Origin of the sequence: Janthinobacterium sp. EB271-G4-7A (assembly GCF_020858075.1) — a bacterium.
GTDB lineage: Bacteria > Pseudomonadota > Gammaproteobacteria > Burkholderiales > Burkholderiaceae_D > Janthinobacterium > Janthinobacterium lividum.
On sequence record NZ_JACYMI010000001.1, the window covers coordinates 933,200 to 949,050 of the forward strand.

A 15,851-nucleotide genomic window follows, 5' to 3' on the forward strand; every position below is an offset into this window, starting at 1 on the left:
AACTGGGAGAATAAATCATGGCACTACTCGATTTTGACGCTAAGAAAAATCCGACCAAAGCCTACGCCGGCATGCTGGGCCTGGCCGCGCTGCTGATGGTGTTCCCGTTTTTTGCCGCCCAGTTCGGCAACTCGTGGGTGCGCATCATCGACATGGCCTTGCTGTACATCATGCTGGCCCTGGGCCTGAACATCGTCGTCGGCTTTGCCGGCCTGCTTGACCTCGGCTACATCGCCTTCTATGCCGTGGGCGCCTACCTGACGGCCTTGCTGGCCTCGCCCCAGTTCGCCATCCTGCTCGAATCGGTGGTGAACCAGTATCCGGTGCTGGGCGAAACCCTGGTGCAGCTGATGGGTCCGGAAATCCGCGAAAACGGCATCCACCTGTCGATCTGGATCATCGTGCCGCTGGCCGCCTTTGTTGCCGGCCTGTTCGGCGCCCTGCTGGGTGCGCCCACATTAAAACTGCGCGGCGACTACCTGGCCATCGTGACCCTGGGCTTTGGCGAGATCATCCGCATCTTCATGAACAATTTGAACGACCCGATCAATTTCACGAATGGGCCGCAAGGCATCAATCTGATCGACCCCATCCGCATCTTCGGCGTCAACCTGGCGGGCGAGGCGGGCACCAACAGCACCGTCATGGTGGCGGGCTTTTCCATGCCGTCCGTGAATGCCTATTACTTTTTGTTCCTCTTCCTGTGCATCGCCGTCGTGTTCGTCACCAAGCGCCTGCAGCATTCGCGCCTGGGCCGCGCCTGGGTAGCCATCCGCGAAGACGAGATCGCCGCCAAGGCCATGGGCATCAATACGCGCAACGTGAAATTGCTGGCCTTTTCCATGGGCGCTTCGTTCGGCGGCGTGGCCGGCGCCATGTTTGCCTCGTTCCAGGGTTTTGTTTCGCCGGAATCGTTCTCGCTGACGGAGTCGATCGCCGTGCTGGCCATGGTGGTGCTGGGTGGCATCGGCCACATCCCCGGCGTGATCCTCGGTGGCGTGATCCTCGCCTCGATACCGGAAGTGCTGCGCCACGTGGTGGAACCGGCCCAGCAGGCGCTGTTTGGCCACGTGGTGATCGAGGCGGAAGTGCTGCGCCAGCTGCTGTATGGCCTGGCCATGGTGTTGATCATGCTCAACCGTCCTGCCGGCCTGTGGCCATCGCCGAAGCACGAAGACCGGCCCGACCACGATGTGGACCAGCCTAACAAATCCACCGGCGTCGTGTCCGCTTAAGGGAGGGATAGCATGAGCGAACAGATCATTCTCAATATTGCCGGCGTGAATAAACGTTTCGGCGGCTTGCAGGCGCTGACCGACGTGGGCATCACCATCCGGCAAGGCCAGATATACGGCTTGATCGGCCCGAACGGCGCCGGCAAGACGACGTTTTTCAACGTGATCACCGGCCTGTACCAGCCCGATACGGGCACCTTCGAACTGGCCGGCAAGCCGTATTCGCCGTCCGCGCCGCACAAGGTGGCCAAGGCGGGCATCGCGCGCACCTTCCAGAACATCCGCCTGTTTGGCGACATGACGGCGCTGGAAAACGTCATGGTGGGGCGCCATGTGCGCTCGCACCAGGGCGTGTTCGGCGCCATCTTTCGCCACAAGGCGGCGCGCGAGGAAGAGGCGTCCATCCGCAAGCGGGCCATGGAGCTGCTCGATTTCGTCGGCATCGCCCAGTTCGCCAGCCGCACGGCGCGCTTCCTGTCGTATGGCGACCAGCGGCGCCTGGAAATCGCCCGCGCGCTGGCCACCGATCCGACCCTGCTGGCCCTCGATGAGCCGGCGGCGGGCATGAATGCGACGGAAAAGCTGGCCTTGCGCGAGTTGCTGGTGAAAATCAAGGCAGAAGGCAAGACCGTGCTGTTGATCGAGCACGACGTGAAACTGATGATGGGACTGTGCGACCGCATCACGGTGCTCGAGTATGGCAAGCGCATCGCCGAAGGCTTGCCGGCCGAAATACAACAAAATCCGGCCGTCATCGAGGCTTACCTGGGGGGATCGCACGCATGAGTAATATATTGAAGGTGGCGGGCCTGCACGTGGCCTACGGCGGCATCAAGGCAGTGAAAGGCATCGACCTGGAAGTGAACGAGGGCGAGCTGATCGCCCTGATCGGCGCGAACGGCGCCGGCAAGACGACGACCTTGAAAGCCATCACGGGTACTTTGCCTGCCTGCAAGATCGAGGGCACGATCAGCTACTTGGGAGAGTCGCTGAAGGGCACGAAATCGTTTCACCTGGTGGAAAGGAAACTGGCCATGGTGCCGGAAGGGCGGGGCGTGTTTACCCGCATGTCGATCCGCGAAAACCTCATGATGGGCGCCTACACGCGCACGGACAAGGCGGGCGTCGAGGACGATATCGCCCGCTGGTTCGACGTGTTTCCCCGCCTGAAGGAACGGGCGGCGCAGATGGCCGGCACCCTGTCAGGCGGCGAGCAGCAGATGCTGGCCATGGCGCGTGCCCTGATGAGTCATCCGAAGCTGCTGCTGCTCGATGAGCCATCGATGGGCCTGTCGCCCATCATGGTCGAGAAAATTTTCGAGGTGATCCGCAAGGTGTCGTCCGAAGGCATCACGATTTTGCTGGTCGAACAAAATGCCCGCCTGGCCCTGCAGGCGGCGCACCGCGGCTATGTGATGGATTCCGGCCTGGTCACCATGGGCGGCAACGCGGCCGCCATGCTCGACGACCCGCGCGTGAAGGCGGCGTATCTGGGGGAGTAAGAGGGATCAGGCATAAAAAATGCCCCAGCTGGGCTGGGGCATAATGGCATCCGTCGGGGAAGTACGGGATGGATGCCTGGAGGAGCTGTTAACAACGGACCGCCGTAGCGGTCGCGCAGGAATTACTTGGCAGTGCGCGGAACGGCTTTTTCAGCCGCTTGCGTGAACTGGTTCACGGCCGAAGTCAGGTTCGCTTCGATGGCTTCGACGGCTTGCTTGCTGGTTTTCGAGAATTGCTCGTAGCCTGCATTGGCGTTGCCGATGGCGCTTTTCAGGATGGCAACGGCGTTTTCCGAACCGGCTGGCGCGTTCTTGGTCACTTCTTCCACCAGCGACAGGACTTTGCGGTTGGTTTCAGCGATTTGCGATTCAGCTGCTTTGCTGAATTCAGCTTGGGTGCCGGACGTGATGGCAGCCAGGTGACGGCCGTAAGCGATGGCTTTTTCGGCGCTAGGCTGGGCTTGGGCTGCGCTCAGCGAGAAAAATTCTTGTGGGTCTTTTGCCGACAGCAATTGCTTGGCGGCGGCGGTCGATTCTTCCAGCGTTGCCTTGGCAGCGGTCAGGTTCAGTTCGACGATCTTTTCGATGCCTTCGAAGGCTTTGCCCGTCAGCGACGAGAAAAGGGCGAATTGGGCTTCCAGGTTGGCTTTGGTAGCGGACGAAAATTGCTCAGGAATTGAAAACATATAAATCTCCAAAAAATCGAAATCTGGTTAATTTGATGCTGCGTGTACCGTTTGGGAAAGCAGGTGAATCTAAATTTTTCAAGCTGAACAAGAATTGTGCAACGCAACAAACCCTATTCTACGGCGAAAAAAAACGAAGTCAAGCGATTCTTGTGCGATGCAACAATTGAATAGATTTGCGTCAAAAGTCATTGTTTCTAAAGAGAAATATTTGATTTCTACCTGTTAATGGTTTGGACTTAAACTATCGTTTCCACAGGCTGCGGGGACGATCGCGGCGCAGCATGCTAGACTTTGCCTCCCGCACTGGCGCAGCGCCCCGGTGCCGACCCCCGTTTCCCGAGTTGATACCATGTCCAATCTCCCCGCCGCGGCTGGCGCCAGCGGCAAAGCCTCTTTACTGACCACTCTGGCGCCGATGGCCTTGCCCGGTTTCTTTGTGTTGTTATGGAGCACAGGTTTTATCGTCGCCAAGTTCGGCTTGCCATATGCGCCGCCGCTGACCTTTTTGCTGCTGCGCTTCCTGGGCGTGCTGGTGATCCTGCTGCCGCTGGTGCTGCTGTTGCGCGCGCCATGGCCCGTGGGACAGTTCCGCCAGATCGCCGTGGCCGGCATCCTGATGCAGGCCGGCTACCTGGCCGGCGTCTGGTGCGCCATCAAGCTGGGCATGCCGGCCGGCCTTTCCGCGCTCATTGTCGGCATGCAGCCCGTGCTGACGGCCTGCGCCGCGCCCCTGATCGGCGAATCCGTGCGTCCGCGCCAGTGGCTGGGCCTGTTCTTTGGCTTGCTGGGCGTGGCCCTCGTCGTGTATGCGAAGATCAACCTCGTGGGCCTGACGGTGGAAAGCGTGCTGCTGTGCGTGTTCGCCCTGCTGTCGATGACGGCCGGCACCATGTACCAAAAACGCCACTGCCCGCAATTCGACTTGCGCACCGGCACGGTGGTGCAGTTTGCCGCCTCCATCGTGGTGGTCTTGCCATTCGCCCTGTATTACGAAGGACTGGATTTGCATTTCAGCAATGTGCAATGGACGGCGAATTTTATCGGCGCCTTGCTGTGGTCGGTACTCGTGCTGTCCATCGGTGCCATCTTCCTGCTGTTCGCCCTGATCCGCCGCAGTGATGCGACAAAAGTGACGGGCCTGCTGTACCTGACGCCGCCCACGACGGCCGTGATGGCCTGGCTGATGTTTGGCGAAGCGTTCAATATGCTGGGTATCGCCGGCATGCTGGTGGCCGTGGTCGGTGTGGTGTTCGTGGTCAAGAAATAGACTAGATATAGCGGGAGAGCAGGGCAGTGAGCAAGCAAGCATCTGAAACACAGTCGGCGCAGCAAGCCGTGGACGCCGTCATCGTGTCGCGCCGTTCGATCCGCGCCTTTTTGCCCACGCCGGTGGCGCAGGACGATATTGCGCGCATCCTGGAGGTGGCGGCGCGCGCGCCATCGGGCGCCAACATGCAGCCGTGGAAAGTGTATGTGCTGTCGGGCGAAGCGCGCCTGCGCCTGTCGCGCCGCATCCTGGCCGCCTACGACGCGCCCAAGGCAGCCGATGCGCCCGCGCGCACGGCGTCGTACACCTATTACCCGCGCCAGTGGACGGCGCCGTTCATTGAGCGCCGCCGCAAGATCGGCCTGGACCTGTATCAGCTGCTGGGCCTGGAGCGTGGCGACACGGCCGGCATGGCGGCCCAGCATGGACGCAATTTCCAGTTTTTCGATGCGCCCGTGGGCCTGATCTTTACTATCGAACGGGTGCTGGAACAGGGTTCCTGGCTCGACTACGGCATGTTCTTGCAAAACATCATGCTGGCAGCGCGTGCGCGGGGACTCGACACGTGCCCGCAAGCGGCTTTCATCCATTACCATGACATCATCCGCGACGAGCTGGGCGTGCCGGCCAGCGAAATGGTGGTGTGCGGCATGGCCCTCGGCTATGCCGACCCGGACAAGGTCGAGAACCGCCTGAACACGGAACGCGAGCCGCTGGCCGGCTTTGTTAAATTCATGGACAAATAGACATTACTGGCGACGGACACGGTCAAACAAGCGGTTAAGGATGAGTTTGTTTGCTGATCGCCAACGATTTGTATTTCATTGCTGCAATAAATACTGTCCTAACTGTTAAATAGACTTGCGATTACTCTGCATTTCGCTACACTGCAATAAGGCAACAGCTTCACGGGGAATTATCGAATGGCTAAGTTTAAACTTGCGCTGGGTATCCTGGCTTCCCTGCTGTTTGCGCTGGCGCCGGCTGCGGCCGTGCAAGCCAAGGAAGCGAACGGCAAATCCTCTGCGTCCAAGAAACAAAATACCAAGAAAGTCAAAGTCGTGCTGCGCAAGGGCGCGACGGCCGCGCCGCGCGAAAAGACCGTGCGCCGGGTCGTCATGGTGCGCGGCAAGCGCAAAGTCATCTATCAAAAAGTCAGCAGCGTGGCCGTGCCCATGGCCGCACCGATGCCGACCATGGGCGATCTGGCCGGCCTGAACCTGACGCGCGATCCGCTCGACCTCAAGTCCAGCGTGGCGCTGGTGCTGGACCAGGCCAATGCGGAAGTGCTGTTTGAAAAGAATTCCAATGTGGCCTTGCCCATCGCCTCCATCACCAAGATGATGACGGGCCTGGTGGTGGTCGAAGCGCGCCAGGACATGGATGAAGTGCTGACGATCACGGACGAGGACGTTGACCGCGCCAAGTTCAGCAGTTCGCGCCTGAAAGTGGGTTCGCAATTGACGCGCGCGAATATGCTGCACATCGCCTTGATGAGCTCGGAAAACCGCGCCGCCTCGGCGCTGGGCCGTAACTATCCGGGCGGCTTGCCGGCGTTTGTCGATGCCATGAACAGCAAGGCGCGCCAGCTGGGCATGATGGATACGCATTACGTCGATTCCAGCGGCTTGTCGAAAATGAACGTGGCCAGCGCGCGCGACCTGGGCAAGCTGGCCATGGCCGCTTTCCGCCATCCGCTGCTGCGCGAATACTCGACGGACCCGAAAGCCATCGTCGAAGCCAGCGGCCAGCCCATGCAGTTTGGCAATACGAATCACCTGGTGGCCAACCCCGGTTGGGAGATCGGCTTGCAAAAGACGGGGTTCATCAATGAGGCGGGGCGTTGTTTGATGATGCAGGCTGTCATCGAAGGGCGGGCCGTGATCATGGTCTTCCTCGATTCCAAGGGGAAACAGTCGCGTACGGCCGATGCGGGACGCATGCGCAAGTGGCTCGAAGCACTGAAACCAGCCAATATGAGCCTGCCCGGCGGCTAAAAATATACAGGGTAGCGTAGCTGCCCTGTATATTTAGTCTTGCGGGATATAGCCCAGCGTGACGGAAATCTGGTTCGCCGTTTCCACCAGGTCCACCAGCCACTCATCCTGCAGACGGTCGGCCGGTGCCGAGATCGACAGGCCGGCGATCAGCTTGCCGGAGTCGTCGCGGATGCCGGCGGCCATGCAGCGCACGCCCAGTTCCAGCTCTTCATTGTCGCGCGCATAGCCGCGCTCGCGCACTAGGCTCAGTTCGCGCTCGAGTTTTTGCAGATCCGTGATGGAATTCTTGTTGTGTCCGGCCAGGCCCGTGCGCGTGGCATACGCGCGGATGGCTTTCGGCTCGTCCACCGACAGGAACAGCTTGCCGGTCGAGGTCAGGTGGAGCGGGCCGCGGCCGCCGATGGCGCGCACCACCTGCATGCCCGAGCGTTCGGAAAAGGCGCGGTCGATGTAGACGATCTCGTCGCCCTGGCGCACGGACAGGTTGATGGTTTGCTGGGTTTTCTTGTGCAGCTGGCGCATGAAGTCCAGCGCCGCTTCGCGCACGCTGAGGCGGCTTTTCACCACATTGCCCAGTTCCAGCAGGCGCATGCCCAGCCGGTACGTGCCCGGTTCGATGCGGTCGACAAAGCGCGTCAGCACCATGTCGTTGAGAATGCGGTGCGCCGTCGAGGGGTGTAGGCCGGAAACCTTCGACAATTCCTTCAGGCTGACCGGGTCCGAATATTTCGCCAGGGCATCAAGCAGGGCGACCATGCGTTCGATCACCTGTATCGTTGTCTTGGGGGCCGCGACCGGTTCAATTTTCATGATGGATTTGGTGCAATGCAGTATTCATGCTTCTTTATACCATAATGTGAAAAAATAGTGAAATGTTCCGAGATATTCAGCGAATAAATGGTCACAGTGCTATGTCGCCCCCATAATGTGCCCACTGCACTTGATTTACATATGGAAAACTATGCAACCTGTAAATGAATTCAAAAGTAAGAGTGGCTTGAAGCGGATCTTTTCCGCTTTTTTCTACTCGCTCGATGGCTTGAAGGCGGCCTGGCGCCATGAACACGCGTTCCGCCAGGAACTGGGCCTGTTCGTCGTCGGCACGGTGATCGCCTTGCTGCTGCGCATCTCCGCCTTTGAAAAGCTGGTGCTGATCGGCGTGCTGCTGCTCGTACTGATCGTCGAGCTGATCAATTCCGCGCTGGAAGCCGTGGTCGACCGCATCTCGCTGGAACGCCATCCGCTGTCGAAGAACGCCAAGGACTTCGGCAGCGCGGCCGTGTTGCTGACCTGCATCCTGGCCTTCGCCGCCTGGGCAGTGGTCCTCTTTAACCGTTTCTATTGAACACCTGTCAAAACCTACTGCGCGTCGGTATAGGCAGCCTGCGATGCTCACTGTACTAAAGCACAGTTGCGCTTCTCGACCGCCTCTCCCTTCCGCTCGCTACGGTTTTGTCAGGTGTCCTTGGTTTTAACTGCTTTATCCCCGGTGCGCGCCATCCATATGCGAAAATCGCATATCAAACGGCGAAACGCTTCGTTCTCTTTGCGGCCATAGCGCCGTAATCTGGTGGTTCTGAAAGTTCAACCACTCGGGGATCTTAGATGCTGTCGAAAAAAATCATCATTGCCGCCGCCATCAGCGCGTTTGCCATTCTGCAAACGGCGCAGGCTGCCGATATCACCCTGCTCAACGTGTCGTATGACCCGACGCGCGAGCTGTACCAGGATGTGAACACGGCATTTGCCAAGGAGTGGAAAGGCAAGACGGGCGACAACGTCAAGATCAAGCAATCGCACGGCGGTTCCGGCAAGCAGGCGCGCGGCGTCATCGATGGCCTGGAAGCGGACGTCGTGACCTTGGCCCTGGCCTATGACATCGATGCGCTGGCCGAGCACAAGCTGCTGGCCGCCGACTGGCAAAAGCGCTTGACGCACAACAGCTCGCCGTACACCTCGACCATCGTGTTTCTGGTGCGCAAGGGCAACCCGAAAGGCATCAAGGACTGGAATGACTTGATCAAGCCGGGCGTCTCCGTCATCACGCCGAACCCGAAAACCTCGGGCGGCGCCCGCTGGAACCACCTGGCAGCGTGGGGCTACGCGCTGCGCCAGCCGGGCGGCAACGAAGCGAAGGCCAAGGATTTCCTCGGTAAACTGTACAAGAACGTGCCCGTGCTCGATTCCGGCGCGCGCGGCGCCACCACCACGTTTGTTGAGCGCGGCATCGGCGACGTGCTGATCGCCTGGGAAAACGAGGCTTACCTGGCCGTCAAGGAACTGGGTCCGACCAAGTTTGACATCATCACGCCGTCCGTCAGCATCCTGGCCGAACCGCCTGTCGCCGTCGTCGACAAGTTTGCCGACAAGCACGGCACGCGCAAGGTGGCCGAGGCTTACCTGAACTACCTGTACACGGACGAAGCGCAAGACATCATCGCGAAGAATTACTATCGTCCGGCAACGGACAAGGCGGCGAAGAAATACGCGTCGCAATTTGCCAAGGTCAACCTGTTCACCATCGAGCAAGTGGCGGGCGGCTGGACGGCGGCACAGAAGGCGCACTTTGCCGACGGCGGCATCTTCGACCAGATCTACCAGCCTAAATAAGATCGGATGGCACGATTGCCAGACCGTTACTAAAAGGATCCACCATGGCGCTGCGCAGCTTTTCCGATTACCGGGTACTGATCGTGCCGGGCTTGCATAACAGCGGTCCCGAGCACTGGCAGAGCCGCTGGCAGCGCCTGTATCCGCAATTCGAGCGGGTCGAGCAGGACGACTGGAACGCTCCCGACCTGGCCACCTGGTCGGCGCGCCTGGACCAGGTGCGGCGGCAGGATGCGCGCCCGACCCTGATCGTCGCCCACAGCTTCGGCTGCCTGACGACGGCGCACAGCCTGGCCCGCGATCCGCAGGGCGTGGCTGGCGTGCTGCTGGTGGGGCCGGCCGATCCCGACAAGTTTGGCGTGGCGAAGGCATTGCCGCAAAAGCGGTTGCCTTGCCCCGGCATATTGATCGCCAGCCAGACCGACCCATGGATGACGGCCGAACACGCGGCGCAGTGGGCACGGCGCTGGAATTGCAAGTATATTGATGGCGGTGCGCTGGGTCATATCAACGCCGAGTCGCGCCTCGGTGACTGGGTCTACGGCCAGGCGCAACTGCAAACACTGTTTGATCTGGCGCAAAGCGAGAAGCGCCACCGTCAGGCAGCCTGATTCGACGCACATCCCATTGCCACACAACCTCACAAGGAGATCACGATGACTTTACGCCTGGGCGATGTCGCCCCTGATTTTGAACAAGACAGCTCGATCGGCCCGCTCAAGTTCCACGAGTGGGCGGGCAATTCCTGGGTGGTGCTGTTTTCCCACCCGGCCGACTTTACCCCCGTGTGCACGACGGAACTGGGCCTGACGGCCAAGCTCAAACCGGAATTCGACAAGCGCAACGTGAAGGCCATCGCCCTGTCCGTGGACGCGGCCGAATCGCACAAGAGCTGGATCAAGGATATCGAAGAGACGCAAAACACGGTGGTGGGCTTCCCCATCATCGCCGACGTCGACAAGAAAGTATCGGTGCTGTACGACATGATCCACCCGGAACAGTCCGTCACGGCCACCGTGCGCTCCGTCTTCATCGTCGATCCGAACAAGAAAGTGCGCCTGATCCTCACGTATCCGCTGAGCACGGGTCGCAACTTCAATGAAATCCTGCGCGTCATCGATGCCCTGCAGCTGACGGACGGCTACACGGTGGCCACGCCCGGCAACTGGAAAGATGGCGACGACGTCATCATTCCATTGACCGTGCAAGACCCGGACGTGATCAAGCAGAAATATCCGAAGGGCTTTACGGCAGCGAAACCATACTTGCGCCTCACGCCGCAGCCGAACAAGTAAGAACGGGGTCAGATCCAATGGGTCTGACCTCAGCCGTCAAGGTGTTGGGTTAAGTGTGTGCCCAACCCCACCCCAAAAGCCGGGGTCGGACCCACAGGGTCCGACCCCTTTTTTTTCGCCCAGCATTTCCATCGGCAAGTATGCAAAATCCATCTAAGCAAATGAGAAATGGTTAGTTCTTTTTATAACGATTGCATGTGATTATTGCAGCCTATAACTCAAAAATGTAATAAGAAGGAGTTTCTATGTCTGCAGCATCAGCAGCACCGCTCAAGGCGCGCGGAGCGCCGTTTCGGGTCATGCCGGGGTTTAAGCTGTCACTGGGCTTCACGCTCTTTTACCTGGCCTTGATCGTCCTCATTCCGCTGTCGTCGGTGTTCCTGAAAACTTTCACCATGACGTGGGACGCCTTCTTCAGCGCCGTCACGTCCGACCGCGTGATGGCGTCGTACCGCCTGACGTTTGGCGCTTCGCTGATCGCCGCGCTGCTGAACGTGGTGTTTGGCGGCATCCTGGCCTGGGTGCTGGTGCGCTATAAATTCCCCGGCAAGCGCATCATCGACGCGCTGGTCGACTTGCCGTTCGCCTTGCCGACGGCCGTGGCCGGCATCACCCTGACGGCTTTGTATTCGTCGAACGGCTGGTTCGGCCAGTTCATCGAAGGCGTGCTGGGCATCAAGGTGGCATTCACGCCGCTGGGCGTGGTGGTGGCGCTGACCTTCATCGGCTTGCCGTTTGTCGTACGCACCGTGCAACCGGTGCTGGAAGACGCGGAAAAGGAACTGGAAGAAGCGGCCGCCAGCCTGGGCGCCAATTCCCTGCAAACATTTATCCGCGTCATCTTCCCCACGATTTTGCCATCCTTGCTGACGGGCTTTGCGCTGGCTTTCGCCCGCGCCACGGGCGAATACGGTTCCGTGATATTTATCGCCGGCAATATGCCCATGGTGTCGGAAATCACGCCGCTGTTCATTATTACCAAGCTGGAGCAATACGATTACGCGGGCGCCACGGCCATCGCCGTGGTGATGCTGGTGGTCTCCTTTTTGCTGTTGTTGACGATTAACCTGCTGCAAGCATGGACGCGCGGAAAGGCGAAGAAATCATGAGTACGAATACGACTGCCATCGCTGGCGTGGACAATGCGCGCCCGACGGCGCGCCGCTTCGAGCCGAATGTCGGCCCCGTCGTGCTGGAACCATTGTGGGTGCGCACGGTACTGATCACCATCGCCCTGCTGTTCCTGACGACCTTTTTGATTGTGCCCCTGGTGGCCGTGTTTGCGGAAGCGTTCAAGAAGGGCTGGGAAGCGTATATCGCCGCCATCATCGATCCGGACGCGATTTCCGCCATCAAGCTGACCCTGATCACGGCAGCCATCGCCGTGCCGCTGAACCTGGTGTTCGGCGTGGCTGCATCCTGGTGCATCGCCAAGTTCGACTTCCGCGGCAAGAGCATCTTGCTGACCCTGATCGACTTGCCGTTTTCCGTCTCGCCCGTGATTTCCGGCCTGATCTATGTGCTGATGTTTGGCGCCCAGGGCTGGTTCGGCCCGTGGCTGCAGGCGCACGACATCAAGATCCTGTTTGCCGTGCCCGGCATCGTGCTGGCCACCATTTTCATTACCTTCCCGTTCGTGGCGCGTGAACTGATCCCGCTGATGCAGTCGCAGGGCAGCGAAGAGGAAGAGGCCGCCATCGTGCTGGGCGCGTCGGGCTGGAATACCTTCCGCCGAGTCACCTTGCCGAACATCAAGTGGGGTCTGCTGTATGGCGTGATCCTGTGTAACGCCCGCGCCATGGGCGAGTTCGGCGCCGTGTCCGTGGTCTCCGGCCATATCCGCGGTGAAACGAACACCATGCCGCTGCAGGTGGAGATTCTGTACAACGAGTACAACTTCGCCGCCGCGTTCGCCGTCGCCTCGCTGCTGGCCCTGCTGGCCCTGGTGACCCTGGCCTTGAAAGCCTTCATTGAGTGGCGTTTGAACGAGAGCGACGCCGACGATTCCGCCTTACGTTCTACGGAGCACTGATATGACCATCGCAGTTAAAAACATCCACAAGCGTTTCGGCGATTTCGTCGCCCTCGACAATATCTCGCTGGACTTTCCCGCCGGCGAATTGACGGCCCTGCTGGGCCCGTCCGGTTGCGGCAAGACCACCCTGCTGCGCATTATTGCGGGCCTCGAACATCCGGACAGCGGCCAGGTGCTGCTGGACGCGGAAGACGCGTCGAACCGCCACGTGCGCGAGCGCCAAGTCGGTTTCGTCTTCCAGCATTACGCACTGTTCAAGCACATGACGGTGTTCGAGAACGTGGCCTTCGGCTTGCGCGTGAAGTCGCGCAGCGAGCGCCCCTCGGAAGACCAGATCCGCCGCAAGGTGAAGGATTTGCTGGAACTGGTGCAGCTGGACTGGCTGGCCGACCGCTATCCGCCGCAGCTGTCGGGCGGGCAACGCCAGCGCATCGCCCTGGCGCGCGCGCTGGCCGTCGAGCCCCGCGTGTTGCTGCTGGACGAACCGTTCGGCGCCCTGGATGCCAAGGTGCGCAAGGAATTGCGCCGCTGGCTGCGCCGCCTGCATGACGACTTGCACGTGACCAGCATTTTCGTCACGCATGACCAGGAAGAAGCGCTGGAAGTGGCGGACCAGGTGGTGCTGATGAACAAGGGCACCGTCGAGCAACTCGGTTCCCCGGAGCAAGTTTATAACCATCCCGCGTCGCCATTCGTCTACGGTTTCCTCGGCAACGTCAACCTGTTCCACGGCCGCGTGCACGACGGCGTGATGGCCACCGGCGACGCCAGCTTCGAGGTGCCCGACTACGCGGGCGTGAGCGACAGCAAGGGTACGGCCTATGTGCGTCCGCATGACCTGGAAATCGACCGCTACACGCAGGGCGCGGAAGGCATCGTTGTGAAACTGAGCCGCGCCCATGCGATCGGCCCGCTGGCCCAGCTGGATTTGCAGCGCGTGGATAACAGCGAGCTGATCGAAGCGGTGATGTCGAACGAGCGTTTTACCCATCTGCAGCTGAAGGAAGGCGAGACATTGGTTGTCCGCCCGAAACGCCTCCATGTATTTGTTGAACCCACCCGAACTTGATACAGGATAGCCATGAACTTTCAACAATTGCGATCGATCCGCGAAGCGGCCCGCCGCGGCTATAACCTGACGGAAGTGGCCAACGCCCTGTTCACGTCGCAGCCGGGCGTGAGCCGGCAAATCCGCGAACTCGAGGATGAGCTGGGCGTGGTGATTTTCGAGCGCAACGGCAAGCGTTTGACGGGCTTGACGGAGCCGGGCAAGGGTATCCTGAAGATCGTCGACCGCCTCTTGATCGAGGCGGAAAACCTGCAGCAGGCCAGCCTCGAATACAGCGGCCAGACCAGCGGAACCTTGTCCGTGGCGGCCACGCACACGCAGGCGCGCTATGCGCTGCCGAAAGTGGTGCAAAGCTTCCGCGCCGCTTTCCCCGACGTGCGTATCGCGCTGCAGCAAAGCGCGCCCGAGCACATCGCGGAATGGGTGCTGTCCGGCAAGACCGATATCGGCATCGCCACGGAAGGCTTGAGCCAGTTCCCCGACCTCGTGTCGTTCCCGTGCTACCGCTGGAGCCATTTGATCGTCGTGCCGGACGGCCACCCGCTGCTCGAGCATTCGCCCATCCGCCTGGAAGACCTGGCGAAATATCCGTTGATTACCTACGACAAGGGTTTCACGGGACGCGGCCATATCGACGACGCCTTCGCCAAGGCGGGCGTGGCGACCGATATTATTCTCACTGCCATGGATTCCGACGTCATCAAGCAATACGTGGCGCTGGGCCTGGGCGTGGGCATCGTCGCCTCGATGGCCTTTGACCATGGCCGCGACAAGGGCTTGCGGGCCGTGGAAGCGTCGCATCTGTTCGCCACCAACACGACGCGCCTGGCCGTGCGCCGCGGCGCCTACCTGCGCGCGTACGCCTATGAGTTCATCCTGCAACTGGCGCCGGACCTGACGCGCGAAGACATCGACCGTGCCATGGCGGGCGAGGACGCCCTCTAGGCGATGGCTGCCCTTTGCGCGCGCGTCAGGCTGGCCACGGCGCGCGCGTAGCTATCCTGTACCAGTTCCGCCAGATAATCGGCCGGGAAGCGCGCCACATCCACGATCGTCACCCAGTGAAAACGGCCCATGTAACGGGCCGGTTTCACGCCCGGCATGTCCGTCAGTTCGATAAAGCGCCCGGCGCTGACCCGCAGGCTGAAGCGCCACTGTTCCGGCATGCTGGTCTTGAAATACGCAAATTTTTTCCCCGCCACTGCATACACGAGGATATTTGACGGCGCACCGTACAGCATGGCTTGCGCGCCGGGCAGGGCCGCGCAAAATTCCTTCAATTCATCTATTGTCATTCATCAACCGCCATGAATTGTTGCGTGTTGTGGTCGAAGGCATAGGCCGCGCCGGCCGGAGCATCCAGCAGGGCAATAAAACGGTCGTCCACGCTGAGCACGGCGCCCAGCGACACGAGGGCCACGTTGGCGCTGTCGTGCATGTAGTCGTCGCTCTCGTCGTTGGCCGTGAAGCGCCAGCCGCTGTCGTCGTCGTTGTCCGGCTCCTCGCGGTACAGATAACCGACGGGCGCGCCGTCTTCCAGCACTTTTTTCGTCACGAAGCACAGGCCCGCGTAGCGGTTGACGAGGTTATCGTCATCGTCGTGCTGGGTATTGATGATGTGGCGCGCATCGAAGGCGACGGGGTCTTTGGCCTGTAAATCCTGGATGTAGCCGGGCATGTTGTCGAGCTTGCCGGTGAAGTGGCCATGCGGTTCGACCGTATCCACCAGCACCCACATGCGCTCGGCGCCCGGCGCTTGCGGATCGTCGCTGTGGAAGGCGAAGATCAGCTTGACCACCTCGCCGGGGCGCACCTGGGCGATGGCCTCGGGTGGCGATTTATAAAAAGTGTAGGGATGGCGCGCCGCCAGTTCGGCGGCGTCGGCCAGGTGCCAGCTGGGCATGGTTGCTTATCCGTGATCAAAAAGAGTAAGACCCATGGTAGCCGATTGCCTGTCAGGATGACCACGCATACCTTCCGGCTTGCCATTGGTACAGGGCGACCCTGCCGCTTTACATGTGCTGAGATACAACAATCCTGTTCCCCGGGACGGCGAGCGCTCATGGCAACGATGGCGGCAAGCCCCGTGATAGCAGGCCTCGCCAATAAATTGATAAGACCAATTGAAATTTTCAATGGCCGAAGATGT

18 protein-coding genes are annotated in these 15,851 nt (G+C 60.3%); 14 read left to right on the plus strand and 4 right to left on the minus strand.

Annotation, left to right across the window (positions count from 1 at the left end; all coding sequences use genetic code 11):
• The first annotated feature begins 17 nt into the window (after positions 1-17).
• The 3 genes from IGS58_RS04290 to IGS58_RS04300 are packed head-to-tail and all read left to right on the plus strand — an operon-like array spanning position 18 to position 2,737.
• Positions 18-1,235 carry an ABC transporter permease subunit gene (locus IGS58_RS04290; RefSeq protein ID WP_034785169.1) on the plus strand — a complete coding sequence of 406 codons (1,218 nt, stop codon included), beginning with the start codon at positions 18-20 and terminating at the stop codon, positions 1,233-1,235.
• 12 nt (positions 1,236-1,247) lie between these two features.
• A complete protein-coding gene (locus tag IGS58_RS04295; protein WP_034785170.1) occupies positions 1,248-2,021 on the plus strand; it encodes an ABC transporter ATP-binding protein in 774 nt (257 codons plus the stop codon).
• Entirely contained in the window at positions 2,018-2,737 is a 720-nt protein-coding gene (locus tag IGS58_RS04300; RefSeq protein WP_070256673.1) for an ABC transporter ATP-binding protein, read from the plus strand. The genes IGS58_RS04295 and IGS58_RS04300 overlap by 4 nt, the downstream gene beginning before the upstream one ends.
• Positions 2,738-2,859: 122 nt before the next feature.
• Here IGS58_RS04300 and IGS58_RS04305 read toward each other — a convergent pair whose 3' ends face one another.
• Positions 2,860-3,423, minus strand: coding sequence for a phasin family protein (locus tag IGS58_RS04305; RefSeq protein WP_230520744.1), 564 nt, complete (start codon positions 3,421-3,423; stop codon positions 2,860-2,862).
• A 352-nt stretch (positions 3,424-3,775) separates the two neighbouring features.
• On the opposite strand from IGS58_RS04305, the gene IGS58_RS04310 reads away from it, so the two are divergent.
• The 3 genes from IGS58_RS04310 (at position 3,776) to pbpG (ending at position 6,690) form a co-directional block, all read left to right on the plus strand.
• The gene (locus IGS58_RS04310) at positions 3,776-4,693 is read left to right on the plus strand and encodes a DMT family transporter (RefSeq protein ID WP_442908352.1); all 918 of its coding nucleotides are present in this window, start codon (positions 3,776-3,778) and stop codon (positions 4,691-4,693) included.
• 26 nt (positions 4,694-4,719) lie between these two features.
• Positions 4,720-5,439 carry a nitroreductase gene (locus IGS58_RS04315; RefSeq protein WP_070281339.1) on the plus strand — a complete coding sequence of 240 codons (720 nt, stop codon included), beginning with the start codon at positions 4,720-4,722 and terminating at the stop codon, positions 5,437-5,439.
• Positions 5,440-5,616: 177 nt separating this feature from the next.
• On the plus strand, positions 5,617-6,690 hold the full coding sequence (gene pbpG, locus IGS58_RS04320; protein ID WP_230520745.1) for a D-alanyl-D-alanine endopeptidase: 1,074 nt from the start codon (positions 5,617-5,619) through the stop codon (positions 6,688-6,690).
• 33 nt (positions 6,691-6,723) lie between these two features.
• Here pbpG and IGS58_RS04325 read toward each other — a convergent pair whose 3' ends face one another.
• Positions 6,724-7,503 carry an IclR family transcriptional regulator gene (locus IGS58_RS04325; protein ID WP_034785179.1) on the minus strand — a complete coding sequence of 260 codons (780 nt, stop codon included), beginning with the start codon at positions 7,501-7,503 and terminating at the stop codon, positions 6,724-6,726.
• A 151-nt stretch (positions 7,504-7,654) separates the two neighbouring features.
• On the opposite strand from IGS58_RS04325, the gene IGS58_RS04330 reads away from it, so the two are divergent.
• From IGS58_RS04330 to IGS58_RS04365, 8 genes are all read left to right on the plus strand, one after another.
• Positions 7,655-8,038, plus strand: a complete 384-nt coding sequence (locus IGS58_RS04330; protein WP_034785181.1) for a diacylglycerol kinase — start codon at positions 7,655-7,657, stop codon at positions 8,036-8,038.
• A 260-nt stretch (positions 8,039-8,298) separates the two neighbouring features.
• On the plus strand, positions 8,299-9,303 hold the full coding sequence (locus IGS58_RS04335; protein ID WP_034785183.1) for a sulfate ABC transporter substrate-binding protein: 1,005 nt from the start codon (positions 8,299-8,301) through the stop codon (positions 9,301-9,303).
• Positions 9,304-9,347: 44 nt separating this feature from the next.
• The gene (locus IGS58_RS04340; RefSeq protein ID WP_230520746.1) at positions 9,348-9,914 is read left to right on the plus strand and encodes an RBBP9/YdeN family alpha/beta hydrolase; all 567 of its coding nucleotides are present in this window, start codon (positions 9,348-9,350) and stop codon (positions 9,912-9,914) included.
• Between the two features lie 45 nt (positions 9,915-9,959).
• Positions 9,960-10,598 (plus strand): peroxiredoxin, encoded by a 639-nt coding sequence (locus tag IGS58_RS04345; RefSeq protein ID WP_034785187.1) that lies wholly within the window; start codon positions 9,960-9,962, stop codon positions 10,596-10,598.
• 299 nt (positions 10,599-10,897) lie between these two features.
• Entirely contained in the window at positions 10,898-11,707 is an 810-nt protein-coding gene (gene cysT / locus IGS58_RS04350; RefSeq protein WP_099408869.1) for a sulfate ABC transporter permease subunit CysT, read from the plus strand.
• A complete protein-coding gene (cysW, locus tag IGS58_RS04355; protein WP_034785420.1) occupies positions 11,704-12,630 on the plus strand; it encodes a sulfate ABC transporter permease subunit CysW in 927 nt (308 codons plus the stop codon). The genes cysT and cysW overlap by 4 nt, the downstream gene beginning before the upstream one ends.
• A 1-nt stretch (position 12,631) precedes the next feature.
• Entirely contained in the window at positions 12,632-13,702 is a 1,071-nt protein-coding gene (locus IGS58_RS04360; RefSeq protein WP_034747519.1) for a sulfate/molybdate ABC transporter ATP-binding protein, read from the plus strand.
• A gap of 12 nt (positions 13,703-13,714) precedes the next feature.
• Complete coding sequence (locus tag IGS58_RS04365; RefSeq protein WP_070256667.1) at positions 13,715-14,647, plus strand: CysB family HTH-type transcriptional regulator; 933 nt, start codon at positions 13,715-13,717, stop codon at positions 14,645-14,647.
• On the opposite strand, the gene IGS58_RS04370 is transcribed toward IGS58_RS04365, so the two are convergent.
• Positions 14,644-14,997, minus strand: coding sequence for an MmcQ/YjbR family DNA-binding protein (locus IGS58_RS04370; protein ID WP_230520747.1), 354 nt, complete (start codon positions 14,995-14,997; stop codon positions 14,644-14,646). The genes IGS58_RS04365 and IGS58_RS04370 overlap by 4 nt on opposite strands.
• On the minus strand, positions 14,994-15,605 hold the full coding sequence (locus tag IGS58_RS04375; RefSeq protein ID WP_070256663.1) for an immunity protein Imm33 domain-containing protein: 612 nt from the start codon (positions 15,603-15,605) through the stop codon (positions 14,994-14,996). The genes IGS58_RS04370 and IGS58_RS04375 overlap by 4 nt, the downstream gene beginning before the upstream one ends.
• Between the last annotated feature and the right edge of the window lie 246 nt (positions 15,606-15,851).